At 62.9% G+C, this 12,699-nt stretch carries 10 protein-coding genes; 4 read left to right on the forward strand and 6 right to left on the reverse strand.

The annotated features are described in order from the left end of the window. Positions 1-2: 2 nt before the first annotated feature. Positions 3-2,885 carry a DNA polymerase I gene (polA, locus tag HUV48_RS06735; protein WP_176267019.1) on the reverse strand — a complete coding sequence of 961 codons (2,883 nt, stop codon included), beginning with the start codon at positions 2,883-2,885 and terminating at the stop codon, positions 3-5. A 284-nt stretch (positions 2,886-3,169) separates the two neighbouring features. On the opposite strand from polA, the gene HUV48_RS06740 reads away from it, so the two are divergent. Continuing rightward, positions 3,170-3,454 carry a hypothetical protein gene (locus tag HUV48_RS06740; protein WP_176267020.1) on the forward strand — a complete coding sequence of 95 codons (285 nt, stop codon included), beginning with the start codon at positions 3,170-3,172 and terminating at the stop codon, positions 3,452-3,454. A 108-nt stretch (positions 3,455-3,562) separates the two neighbouring features. Here HUV48_RS06740 and HUV48_RS06745 read toward each other — a convergent pair whose 3' ends face one another. Beyond that, on the reverse strand, positions 3,563-4,585 hold the full coding sequence (locus HUV48_RS06745) for a serine hydrolase (RefSeq protein ID WP_176267021.1): 1,023 nt from the start codon (positions 4,583-4,585) through the stop codon (positions 3,563-3,565). Between the two features lie 132 nt (positions 4,586-4,717). Continuing rightward, positions 4,718-5,125 (reverse strand): baeRF12 domain-containing protein, encoded by a 408-nt coding sequence (locus tag HUV48_RS06750; protein WP_176267022.1) that lies wholly within the window; start codon positions 5,123-5,125, stop codon positions 4,718-4,720. A gap of 149 nt (positions 5,126-5,274) precedes the next feature. Here HUV48_RS06750 and HUV48_RS06755 point away from each other — a divergent pair, with 149 nt between their 5' ends. Next, entirely contained in the window at positions 5,275-6,276 is a 1,002-nt protein-coding gene (locus HUV48_RS06755; protein ID WP_176267023.1) for an endonuclease/exonuclease/phosphatase family protein, read from the forward strand. A 94-nt stretch (positions 6,277-6,370) separates the two neighbouring features. Here HUV48_RS06755 and groL read toward each other — a convergent pair whose 3' ends face one another. The 3 genes from groL to HUV48_RS06770 all read right to left on the reverse strand — a co-directional run bounded on the left by groL (position 6,371) and on the right by HUV48_RS06770 (position 9,916). Continuing rightward, entirely contained in the window at positions 6,371-8,023 is a 1,653-nt protein-coding gene (groL, locus tag HUV48_RS06760; protein WP_176267024.1) for a chaperonin GroEL, read from the reverse strand. Positions 8,024-8,076: 53 nt separating this feature from the next. Further along, positions 8,077-8,364, reverse strand: coding sequence for a co-chaperone GroES (locus HUV48_RS06765; RefSeq protein ID WP_176267025.1), 288 nt, complete (start codon positions 8,362-8,364; stop codon positions 8,077-8,079). Between the two features lie 148 nt (positions 8,365-8,512). Continuing rightward, positions 8,513-9,916 carry an MATE family efflux transporter gene (locus HUV48_RS06770; protein ID WP_176267026.1) on the reverse strand — a complete coding sequence of 468 codons (1,404 nt, stop codon included), beginning with the start codon at positions 9,914-9,916 and terminating at the stop codon, positions 8,513-8,515. Positions 9,917-10,056: 140 nt separating this feature from the next. Between HUV48_RS06770 and HUV48_RS06775 the strand changes: the two genes are divergently transcribed. Continuing rightward, on the forward strand, positions 10,057-11,862 hold the full coding sequence (locus HUV48_RS06775; RefSeq protein WP_176267027.1) for a cation:proton antiporter domain-containing protein: 1,806 nt from the start codon (positions 10,057-10,059) through the stop codon (positions 11,860-11,862). A gap of 53 nt (positions 11,863-11,915) precedes the next feature. After that, positions 11,916-12,458, forward strand: coding sequence for an acyloxyacyl hydrolase (locus HUV48_RS06780; RefSeq protein WP_176267028.1), 543 nt, complete (start codon positions 11,916-11,918; stop codon positions 12,456-12,458). Positions 12,459-12,699: the final 241 nt, after the last annotated feature.

The raw sequence follows: 12,699 nt of genomic DNA on the forward strand, positions 1-12,699 counted from the left end.
GATCAGTGGGCCGCGCCCCAGCTCATGCCGGTTCCGATTTCGATGCCGAGCGGGACGTCGAGCTTCACCGCCGGTTCCGCCGCCGTCGCCATGACCCGCTCGATGATCTGGCTCGCCGCTTCCACATCGCCTTCCGGCAGTTCGAAGACGAGTTCGTCATGCACCTGCAGCAGCATCCGGACATGGCCTAGCCCCGCCTCTTCCAGAGCGGGCATCATGCGAACCATCGCGCGCTTGATGATATCGGCGCTCGTTCCCTGGATCGGTGCGTTGACGGCGGCGCGCTCACTGCCCTGCCGCTCGTTCGGGTTCTTCGACGAGATGCGCGGGAACCACGTCTTGCGGCCGAACAGCGTTTCCGAATAGCCGCGCTCGCGCACCCGTTCGAGCGTGTGGACGATATACCGCTGAATGCCGGGGAAGCGCGCGAAATAGGTGTCGATCATCGCCTGCGCTTCGTCCGCCTCGACACCCAGCCGCCCGGCGAGACCCCAGCGCGAAATGCCGTAGAGGATCGCGAAGTTGATGGTCTTGGCCTGTGCGCGCGTGTCGCGGGTGACTTCGCCGAACATCTCGTTCGCGGTGCGCGAGTGGATGTCCTCGCCCGACGAGAACGCTTCCTTCAGCGTATCGACGTTCGCCATGTGCGCCGCGAGGCGCAGTTCGATCTGGCTGTAGTCGGCGGCCAGCAGGACGTTGCCGTCCTCGGGCACGAAGGCCTCGCGGATCTGCCGCCCGATCTCGGTGCGGATCGGGATGTTCTGCAGGTTCGGATCGGTCGAGGACAGCCGGCCCGTCTGAGCGCCGACGAGGCTGTAGGAGGTGTGGACCCGGCCCGTATCGGAATTGATCGCCGCCTGAAGCGCATCGGTATAGGTGGTCTTCAATTTCGTGAGCTGGCGCCATTCCAGCACCTTCTGCGCGATCGGCGCGCCCTCGTTGCTCAGCTTTTCGAGGATGGTCTGGTCGGTCGAATACTGGCCGCTCTTGCCCTTGCGGCCGCCCTTGTAGCCGAGCTTGTCGAACAGGATCTCGCCGAGCTGCTTGGGACTGCCGACGGTGAATTCCTGCCCGGCGGTCTCATGGATCTCGCTTTCGAGCCGCGCGGTTTCGGTGGCAAATTCCTCTGACAGGCGTGCGAGCTGCTTTCGGTCGACCTTGATACCGTGCCGTTCCATTTCGGCGACGACGGAAACGAGTGGGCGGTCCACCCGCTCGTAGATCTTCGTGCCGCCCTCGACCGCGAGGCGCGGCTTCAGGTGGCGGTAGAGGCGCAGCGTGACGTCGGCATCCTCTGCGGCGTATTCGGTCGCGCGGTCGAGCGGCACTTCGCCGAAGGGGATCGCCTTTTTGCCTGTGCCGCAAATCTCTTTGTAGGTCATAGTCTTGTGCGACAGGTGGCGCTCGCTGAGTTCGTCCATCCCGTGCCCCCCGCCGATCCCGTCAAGGGAGCGGCCCGCGTCGAGGTCGAAGCTGATGATCATCGTATCGTCGAGCGGTCCAAGCGTGATGCCGTGCCGGGCGAGGATGTTGATGTCGTATTTGGCGTTCTGCCCGACTTTCAGCACCGCTTCGCTTTCGAGCAGCGGCTTCAGCAGCGCGAGCGCGGTTTCGCGGGCGACCTGCTCCGGCCTGTCGGACAAGAGATCGCTGCCGCCGTGTGCGAGCGGGATGTAGCAGGCATCGTTCGGCCCGAGCGCGAGGCTGATACCGACGAGGTCGGCGCTCATGGCATCGAGCGCGCTGGTTTCCGTATCGACCGCAACGATTCGCGCAGCGAATGCCCGCTCGATCCAGTGCTCCAGCCGCTCAATGCTCTGGACGCACTCGTAGGTCGAACGGTCGACCGAGGGCATGTCGGGCAGCGGCTGGCGGTTGCCCTTCGCATCGCCTTTCGCACCCTTGTTCTGGGCCTTGGTGGGATTGAGCTGGTTCGGGCGGTCGGGACTGCCGCTGCCGCTATCGAGCCGGCGCAGCAGGCTGGTGAAGCCGTGCGTTTGGAGAAAGGCGGCAAGCGGTTCGTTCGGAATGGAGTCGAGCTTGAAATCCTCGAGCGGCTGGGGAAGGTCGCAGTCCTCCTTCAGCGTCACGAGCACCCGGCTGAGTTCGGCCATCTCGCGCCCCTCGATCAGGCGCTCCTTCAGCTTCGACTTCTTCATGTCGGGGGCTGCATCGAGTGCGGCGGTAAGCGAACCGTTCTCCGCGATAAGCTTGCTCGCTGTTTTCGGACCGATGCCGTAGATGCCGGGGATATTGTCGACGCTGTCACCCATCAGCGCCAGCACATCGCCAAGCAGATGCGGGGGCACGCCGAACTTCTCCTCCACTTCCTCCGGTCCGATGCGAGCGGATTTCATCGTGTCGAGCATGTCGATGCAGCCGCCCTCGCTGACACCCTCTTCGAGGTTCTCGTCGCTGCACCGCCCGATGAGCTGCATCAGGTCCTTGTCGGACGAGACGATCGTGACGTCCCAGCCGCGCCGGGTAGCCGCCACGGCGTAGGACGCGATGAGGTCGTCCGCCTCAAGCCCCTCTTCCTCGATGCAGGCGAGCGAGAAGGCGCGCGTCGCGTCGCGGATCAGCGGAAACTGCGGGACCAGATCCTCCGGCGGGTCGGGGCGGTGCGCCTTGTAATCGGCGTAGAGATCGTTGCGGAAAGAATGGCTCGACTTGTCGAGGATGACGGCGAGGTGCGTCGGTCCCTCCGCCTTGTCGAGATCGTCCGCCAGCTTCCACAGCATGGTGGTGTAGCCATAGACCGCTCCGACCGGCGTGCCCTCCGGATTGGTGAGCGGGGGAAGGCGGTGGTAGGCCCGGAAGATATAGGCCGATCCATCGACCAGGTAGAGGTGCTGTTTGGCGGCGGGCTTCTCGGTGTCGGACATGTGACGCGCGTTAGCAGGGCAATGGTCGGCGCGAAACGGAGATTCGGTGCGCCTTGCCGAGGCTTGACCCCCTCTCGGCATCATTGAGCCTAATTTGCGCGGCTCGAAAAATGGCCGAAATGGGGCAAATTTGCTCAAATTGGGCAAGATTATGGCAAAATGTGACGTATTTCGCTTGCGCTGCCACAAAGTCGCCACTATTTAGCCATGTAGAGGCCCAATTCGGACTTCTGCGAACACCTCTTCGGGGTCGCATACAAGAACGTAGATCAAGGATTTTGACTATGCGTAAGATGATTTTTGCCGCTGCCGTCGCAGGCGCCGCTCTCTCGCTCGCCGCTTGCTCGGAAGGCACGCAGGACACCACGGAAGCAGCTGCTGATTCCGCAATGGCTGACGCTGAAGCCAACATGGACGCTGCTGGCCAGGAAATCGACGAAGCTGCTGCTGAAACCGGTGCTGCTGTCGACGGCACGATGGACGAAACCGCTGCTGCTGCTGACGCTGCTGCTGCAGACGCTGAAGCTTCCATCGAAAACGAAAGCGAAATGGAAGCACAGGCTGACTAAGCCAGTTGCTATCTTCGGATGAAATGAAGGGCGGTACCGGAAGGTGCCGCCCTTTTTCGTTGTGTTGGCGGCGACCGAAAATCAGCCGCTCACCGTTTGTATAGGTTGTTACTTACCGCCCGACGCGTCGCCGTAGTCGGCGCGGGCCCACGAGCGCGCTTCGTCATGGGCGTTGAACCCGTCGTAAAGCGCGCGGGCAATCTGCGCGATCTTGGCTTCGCGGTTGCCGCGCGTTCCCTGCCCGGTGACGTAGATCGCCACGGCAATTGTGCGGCCATCGGGGGTTTCGATCAGGCCGATGTCGCTCGATGTGTTGTTGAGCGACCCGGTCTTGTGCGAAACTGTGGCTTCGTCGGGGATCAGTGCCTTGATCCGGCGCGACCCGGTGACCGTGCGGCTCATCGCTCCGAGGATCACGCGGCGGCTTTGCGCCGACAGATACTTGCCCTGATACAGACCCTGCAGCAATTCGATCATTGCGCGCGGCGTCGCGCTGTCGCGCTTGTCGATGTAGGTTGCCGGGTTGAACTCGCCGTCGTCGCGGACCAGGGTCGCGATGTCGCGGTCGAGGCTGAACTCGCGGATACCGTTACGGCGCATCCAGTCGTTGACCGCCGACGGGCCGCCGACAACCCGCAGCAGTGCATCGGTAGCGGGATTGCTGGAACGCGTGATCATCAGTTCGATCAGCTCGATTGCGGGAAGGTGCTTTCCTTCGGCAACTGGTGCGACCTCGCTCGAAAATCTGGCGGAGCGCTTCGGGTAGAGCAGGGGAAATTCGCTCGACAACGTCCAGCGGCCTTTCTCCACCCCTTCGAGGAAGGTGGCAGCAACTGCAATCTTGCTGGTGCTCGCCATAGGGAAGCGCTGATCGCCGAGAATGGCGAGGTCGTAACCTGACGAGAGGTCGACGGCGGCGATGCCGATGCGCCCGTTCGATCCGTTCGCAAGTTCGGCAATCCGCTGTTCAAACGCCGTTTCGTAGCGTGCTTCGAAACTTCGCGGGGCACGGACTTCCGTACCCAACGCCTTATCGAAGCTGGCCTCGAACTGTACGGGCTGCGCTGCGACCGGCGCTGCGAACGCCAATCCTAATGCCGCGGCGGCGGCTCCTATCCATCCCTTTTGCATACCGTCCCTTTTAACCAGTCCATGGTTAGCCGTTTCTTAATGACGCGCATTTATCGCCTTGAAAAGCAAAAGCGCTGGACGGTTGCCACCGTGCGATAGATTCTGTCCCGAACCGCGCGAGGTATTGCGCTCCTATTCGTTCGCGATTGCCTTCTCGATTCTCTCGGTCGGTTCGCGCGTCATGGTCTTGGCGATTTCACCGACAAGCCGCTTCTCCAGTTCGGAGTGGTAATGCCGCCGCATTTCGCCGAGTGTCTTCGGGTCGGCGATAACCAGCACATCGTCGATTTCGCCCGCAATCGCCTTGGCGTTGAGCCATTCTGCAGCAGCTGCCCCGTGCGCCAGCTCTTCCAAATCGGTCGCACCGGTGGTTTGTCCGACATCGTCCTGGTGCTTCACACCAGCACTGTAATTCGTGGCATCGAGGTCAGGCTTCTGTGCGCCCGTAAGCTTGGGCTCGAACGCTTGCCCGCTGTTGCGCATGACCGTGAAATTCTCTCCGTCGACGATGGCGACATGGGCGTTATGCGGCAATTTCATAAAGGGCCTTCTCCTGCTGTTGTTTCTGTAATGATAGAACGAGCGAGCGCGCGTTTCGGTCCGCCGCTCCGCCAGGAACGGGCCCGAAAAGCCCACTCTGGTTGCCAGACGGTCCGACCGGCGGCATGGATGGGCGAGGGGGAAAGTTGATGAGAAGTTTTTCCGTGCTGGCAAAAGTTCTGCTGGCAGTGGCTGCCGTGAAGCTTGGCCTTACGCTGGTTTCGCTGATCGAGACCAACCGGGGGCTCGTGCGTATCCTCGATTTCGTGCGCGAGCCGTCGATCTACCTTTCGGCGCTGCTAGCGCTGATCGCGTTGTTCTTTGCCGGGAAGGGGCGCTGGATCGTCATCGGTATCTTCGCGCTCAGCGCGGCAATCAACTTCGCGCGCATCTGGCCGTATTCCGCTCTCGCGCCGACCGAATTCCCGCTGCCCGACGACGTGGACGGCATGTCCTGCGCACGCGCACTGTCGCTCAACGTGCTCGAGAAAAATAAGCAGTACGACCGCGTCACCCAGCTGATCGAACGGGAGAAGCCGGACATTCTCCTGCTGATGGAAACGAATGCGAGATGGGTCGAGGCGCTACAGCCGGTCCTGTCACAATACGGCTATCTGCTGACAGAGCCGCTCGACAACCGGTACGGGATGACTTTTGCCACCAATCTGCAGGTCGATGAAGCGCAGATGGTTGCCAATACCAGTGCGAACACGCCGACGCTTTATGCGACCCTGCGAATGGAGGACGGCGCGCGGTTCGAAATGATCGGTTTGCATCCGCGCCCGCCGCTGCCCGGTGAAAGCACGGAATCGCGCGACGAGAACATCTCGAACGCAGGTGCGCGTACGCTGAGCGGGCTCGACAACGTGCTCGTCATGGGCGACTTCAACGACGTGCCGTGGTCGCACACGACTTCGCAGTTCAAGGCCGAAGGAAATTACCGCGATCCGCGCGCCGGGCGTGGCAGCTTCGCGACCTTCCCGGCGGATTACGTGCTGCTCGGCTGGCCGCTCGACCAGCTGTTCGTGAAGAACGACGTACGGCTCGAATCCTTTGCCATCCTGGAAGATGTCGGCTCTGACCACTTGCCGCTGGTCGCCAATGTCTGTGTCGGTCTGACCCAAAGCGAGCGCGCCGCCCCGCAGGAATAGCGGGCGGGAAGCCCCCTCGGACAAAAGAAAAGCCCGGCAGGATCGCTCCCGCCGGGCCGTTCTATTCTGGCCGTGAGGCCGGACGTATGGAGGCTTAGAAGCCGCCCATTCCGCCCATGCCGCCCATTCCGCCCATGTCGGGCATTCCGCCGCCGCTGTCCTTGTCGTCCGGCTTTTCGCTGATCGCCGCTTCCGTGGTGATCAGGAGACCGGCGACCGAGGCAGCGTCCTGCAGCGCGGTACGCACAACCTTGGTCGGGTCGATGACGCCGGCATTCACCAGGTTCTCGTAAGTGTCGGTTGCGGCATTGAAGCCCATCGTCTCGTTGCCTTCGCGCAGAAGGTTGCCCGACACGACCGCGCCGTCATGGCCGGCGTTCTCGGCGATCTGACGGATCGGCGCGAGGATCGCACGGCGTACGATGTCGATACCGCGGGTCTGGTCGTCGTTCTCGCCCTTGAGGCCTTCGAGAGCCTTCGAGGCGTAGAGCAGCGCGGTGCCGCCGCCCGGTACGATGCCTTCTTCGACGGCAGCGCGGGTTGCGTGGAGAGCGTCGTCGACGCGGTCCTTGCGTTCCTTCACTTCGACTTCGGAAGCGCCGCCGACCTTGATGACTGCCACGCCGCCAGCGAGTTTCGCCAGACGTTCCTGCAGCTTCTCGCGGTCGTAGTCGCTCGAAGTGTTGTCGATCTGCGTGCGGATTTCACCGACGCGCGCCTTGATGTCGCCTTCATCGCCGGCACCGTCCACGATCGTCGTGTTGTCCTTGTCGATCGTGACGCGCTTGGCCTGGCCGAGCATGCCGAGCGTGACGTTCTCGAGCTTGATGCCGAGGTCTTCGGAAATCATCTCGCCCTTCGTCAGGATCGCGATGTCCTGCAGCATGGCCTTGCGGCGATCGCCGAAGCCCGGTGCCTTGACCGCTGCGACCTTCAGGCCGCCGCGCAGCTTGTTGACCACGAGGGTCGCGAGCGCTTCGCCTTCGATGTCTTCCGCGATGATGAGCAGCGGACGGCCCGACTGCATGGCAGCTTCGAGCACGGGCAGCATGGCCTGCAGGCTCGACAGCTTCTTTTCGTGGATAAGGATATACGGGTTATCCAGTTCCACGGCCATCTTGTCGGGGTTGGTGATGAAGTAGGGCGACAGGTAGCCGCGGTCGAACTGCATGCCTTCGACGACATCTAGTTCGAATTCGAGGCCCTTGGCTTCCTCGACAGTGATGACGCCTTCCTTGCCGACCTTTTCCATCGCTTCCGCGATCTTCTCGCCGACTTCCTTGTCGCCGTTGGCGGAGATCACGCCGACCTGCGAGATTTCGGAAGAGCCGGACACGTCCTTGGAACGGCCCTGAAGGTCAGCGACAACCTTCGACACGGCGAGATCGATGCCGCGCTTCAGATCCATCGGGTTCATGCCGGCCGCGACCGACTTCATGCCTTCGCGCACGATCGCCTGGCCGAGCACGGTTGCCGTGGTCGTGCCGTCACCGGCGAGATCGTTGGTCTTCGATGCCACTTCCTTCAGCATCTGCGCGCCCATGTTCTCGAACTTGTCCTTGAGTTCGATTTCCTTGGCGACGGTGACGCCGTCCTTGGTAATGCGGGGTGCGCCGAAGCTCTTGTCGATGACGACGTTACGGCCTTTCGGGCCGAGCGTTACCTTGACTGCGTTTGCGAGCGTATCGACGCCCTTGAGGATGCCTTCGCGTGCTTCACGCGAGAACCTTACGTCCTTGGCTGCCATGTTGGTTTCTCCTGAAAAATGGTTGAATTAGAAAAGCGGGTGAAGGGTTCGGCTCAGCCGATGATCCCCATGATGTCGCTTTCCTTCATGATGAGCAGGTCTTCGCCGTCGAGCTTCACTTCGGTGCCCGACCATTTGCCGAACAGCACGCGGTCGCCGGCCTTGACGTCGAGCGGCGTAATCTTGCCGTCGTCGCCGCGCGTGCCAGAACCGATAGCGACGACTTCGCCTTCGCTCGGCTTTTCCTGTGCGCTGTCGGGAATGATGATGCCGCCCGCGGTCTTGGAATCAGCTTCGATCCGGCGAACCAGAACGCGGTCGTGCAGAGGACGAAATGCCATGAATATGCCTCTTTAATCTTAGAGTGGATGACTGAGTTGGCACTCTCGCATAGAGAGTGCCAGCGACGTGCATTTGGGAAAGCGCACCGGCTTAGTCAACAAGCGTTCAGGTAAATTTTTTGCGCTTCGCGGCGAAGCGTGGCGCGGGTCAGGCGGAGGGCGCCCCGCGGCCGGTCAGAATGAGCCGGTCGCGCCTGCTCCACCGCCACGTAAGCAGCGCGGCGGCAACCGCAAGACCGGTGGCTAGGCCGATCCAGACCCCCGTTCCGTCGAGGTCGGTCCCGAAGCCTAGGAACAAGCTCGTGCCGATACCCGGAACCCAGTAAGCGAAGATCGCGATCCACATCGGGATGCGCGTGTCCTGCAATCCCCTCAGCGCCCCGGCTGCGACCGCCTGCACGCCGTCGACCAACTGGAAGGCGGCAGCGACGGTGATGTAGGTGAGCGCAAACCCTACGAGCGCGGCGTTACGCGGCGCGTCAGGGTCGATATAGATCGACAGAAGCGCTTCCGGAATCACCAGCATCGCCGTCGCGGTCGAGGACATGAAGAGCACGGCTATACCGAGTGCGGTCCAGCCCGCGCGCGCGATGCCCTCCCGGTCGCGCGCGCCGTAGAAGTAGCCGACCCGGATCGTTGCCGCCTGCCCGATGCCGAACGGTATCTGAAAGGCGAGTGCGCCGATCTGAAGCGCGACCGTATGGCCTGCGAGTGCGGCGGCTCCGAAGTTGCCCATCATGAAGGCAGCCGCGCCGAAGATCCCGGCTTCCGCGCTGATAGTCAGCGCAATCGGCGTACCGATCCGCACGATCTTCCAGAATGGCTTCCAGTCCGGACGCCAGAAGCGCACGAAAATGCGGTAACGATGGAGCCGCGGGTCGAGCCATATCGCGACGATATAGGCGGCGACGATCACGAGCGAGGTGATGATCGTGGCGATGCCGGCGCCCATCAGACCGAGCTCCGGTGCTCCGAAATTGCCGAAGATGAAAGCGTAGTTGGCGAGCGCGTTCACGCCGATCCCGCCTGCCGTGATCGCAGTCGCGAAAATCGGACGGCCGAGCGCAGAGACGTAATTGCGCAGGACATTGGCCAGGACCATCGGGATCATCGACCACATGACGACGCGCATGTATTCGTCCGCCATACGCGCGATCTCCGGCTCCTGTCCGGTGATGCGGTTGAGCGGGCCGAGCAACAGGCAGAGGCCCATGCCGAGCGCGCCGGAGATGACCGAAAGCCACATCGCCATGCGCGTCGCGCGCCGGATCGGACGCGGACTTCTGACCTTTGCACCGATATGTTCGGCGATCAGCGGCGCGACCGCCCCGGTAAGGCCGGACAGCGCCCACATGACGAGGCCGAACAGTGCGACTGCCAGCGACGAGGCCGCCAGTTGCTCGTCGCCGAGCCGCGCGATGAATATGACGTCGATGGCATAGGTGAGCATCTGCAGCAGGTTGGCGAGCGCCAGCGGCCAGGAAAGCTGGAGCGTGGCGGCGAGTTCGGTGCGCCATGGCCGGGGGCCGGTCGAGATGGCTGTCTGCTGCATAAAGCCGGCCCGGATAGGCGGGCGGGGCCGAGAGGGAAACCTCTGTTGACGAAGGCTGCGTGTTCGGCCGGCCCTGTGTTGCCTCTTTCCCTCTGGGGCGGGGCTGTCTAGGCGTTTTTCAAACGAGGAGGGCCAAGCCGATGGGACACGAGAGCGGGCATTCGATGCTGGCCGATGGGCTCGTCCTTTTGGCGGCGGGGCTGCTGTTCGTGATGATCTTCCGCCGGATCGGGCTGGGGGCGACGCTCGGCTATCTCGTGGCCGGCGCGATCGTCGGACCGTATGCGCTGGGCCTTGCGGGCGACGCGGAAGAGATGATCGTCGTCGCCGAACTCGGCATCGTGATGCTGCTGTTCGTCGTGGGGTTGGAACTCGCCCCGGCGCGGCTGTGGGAGATGAAGGGTTCGATCTTCGGGCTCGGCCTGCTGCAAGTGGCTTTGTGCGGGCTTGCCCTGACCGCCTTGCTCGGCCTTGCAATGCCGCTGAGCTGGGCAGCGGCGCTGGCGCTCGGATTGCCGCTCGCGCTTTCGTCGACGGCGCAGGTTCTGCCGATGCTGCAAAGCACCGGGCGGCTGGGTAGCGGGCAGGGGCAGCGTGCGTTCTCGATCCTGCTGTTCCAGGACCTTTCGATCATCCCGCTCATCACCATCGTCGCGGCTTTAAGCGCGACCTCCGATGCAGCCGAAACGATGCCGGCATGGCAACTGGCACTGGTAACGGTCGCGGTGATCGCAGGGCTGGTCGCGGCGGGGCGCTTTCTTCTCCGCCCACTATTTCGCCTGATCGGCAACTGGCGCGAGCGCGAACTGTTCGTCGTGGCGGCTTTGTTCACGGTCGTCGGCTCGGCCGCGCTGATGGAAGCGATCGGGCTGAGTACCGCGCTCGGCGCCTTCATCGCCGGAGTGATGCTGGCCGACACGCCCTACCGGCACGAACTCGAAGCCGATATCGAGCCGTTCCGCTCGATCCTTTTGGGGCTGTTCTTCCTGTCGGTCGGCATGATGCTGGACCTCACCGTGATCGCCTCGCAGCCGGTGTTCGTGCTGCTCGCGGCGGCGGCGCTGATCGCAGTGAAGACAGCGGTTATCACCGGCATCGGCGCGATGTTCGGCATGGCGTGGCGCAGCGCGCTGTCGCTCGGTCTCCTGCTGAGCCAGGGCGGGGAGTTCGCTTTCGTGCTTTTCACACAAGCGCAAAGCGGCGGCGTAATCACGGCGGAGCAGGCAAGCCTGTTCGGCGCGGTGGTTACCCTGTCCATGCTGACTACGCCCTTCCTGATGCGGCTCGGCGACTGGATGCGCGGCCCCAAGACTGACAAGGGCACGCGCGAGGAACCGGCAGCGGACGGTGCCACCGCGATCGTCATCGGCTTCGGCCGGTTCGGGCAGACGGTCGCGCAGATGCTGCGCGTCGCGGATATCGGCCTCAAGCTGATCGATCGGAAGGTAGAGCAGATCGACCTGGCCGGCGAGTTCGGCAGCAAGGTCTATTACGGTGACGGCACGCGCATCGACCTGCTGCGCCAGGCAGGCGCGGAGGATGCGCAGGCGATCATCTTCTGCATCGACGGGGAGCAGGTGGACGTAAAACTGCTCGAAGGCGTTTCCGCCGCTTTCCCAAACGCGAAGGTCTATGTTCGCGCATTTGACCGGGGGACGGTCGTGGCCCTTCGCGAAGCACCGGTAGCGGGCGTCGTGCGGGAATTGCTCGATTCCGCAGTTCGCATGGGCCGGGAAGCGCTGTCGGGCCTTGGCTTCGCTCAGGATGAGCTGGAACGGATCGAACAGAGCTTTCGCGCGCGCGATCAGCAGCGGCTCGATCAGCAGATCGATGCCGGCGACCTGCGCGCGGCGAAGGAAAGCTACTTCGATGCGCTGAGCGAGTTCAAGGGGACGGGCGGACGCGGCGACGACATGATGGATGATCTGCCGGCGGCGCGGATTTAAGCTGACCGAAAGGCAGCGCCGCTTAAGCGCCTCTTGCTTTCAAGGAATAACGTATGAAATCGATGTTTGCCCGCGCCGCGGTTCTTACTTTTGCCGCCGCAGTCGCTACTCCGGCTGCTGCGCAGGAAGTCTTCGCCGGGCTCTACGCGCATGAGGTAGAGACGCCGTTCACCTTCGACGTGAACGAAGGGGGCGCGGACATCGAGCTGGGCTACCGGTTCGCGCCCTCCGAAGGGCTTTCGTTCCTCGGGCGTCCGCAGCCTTACGTGCTGGCCTCGCTCAACACTGAAGGCGATACGAGCTTCGCCGGCGGGGGTCTGAGCTGGAAGCTCGGCAAGGGGAAGGTCTACGCCCGGCCCGGTATCGGCATCGTCATTCACGACGGTCCGAGCGAGCGCTTCGATCCCGAGACCCGAGAGCGCTACGACCTCGGCAGCCGCGTGCTGTTCTCGCCCGAGATCGCCATCGGCTATCAGGTTTCGGATCGGGTGGCGCTGGAAGCGAGCTGGGTGCACATCAGCCATGCGCAGCTGTTCAATTCGGAGCAGAACCCTGGCATCGACATGATCGGCGCGCGGATCAATCTCAGTCTATAGAGAAGGCAGCGCAGGCTTGAAAAAGTCAGGGACGGCATCCGGAAGGATACCGCCCCTTCGCTGATCCCGGCCGGCAGGTGGAGGAAAGCATGGCCGGCACCAACTAAAGTATTCGAACGAGCCCGCTATGTGTGGGGCCTCGCAGGCACGAACGGCAATTGGCCGCCTTGCCTTATCGAAGGAGATAGGAAGCGGCCGCGGACAAGTATTGCGGGAAAATTCGCTTGAGAATGAGCGACTT

Source organism: Qipengyuania atrilutea (genome assembly GCF_013370205.1).
Lineage (GTDB): Bacteria > Pseudomonadota > Alphaproteobacteria > Sphingomonadales > Sphingomonadaceae > Actirhodobacter > Actirhodobacter atriluteus.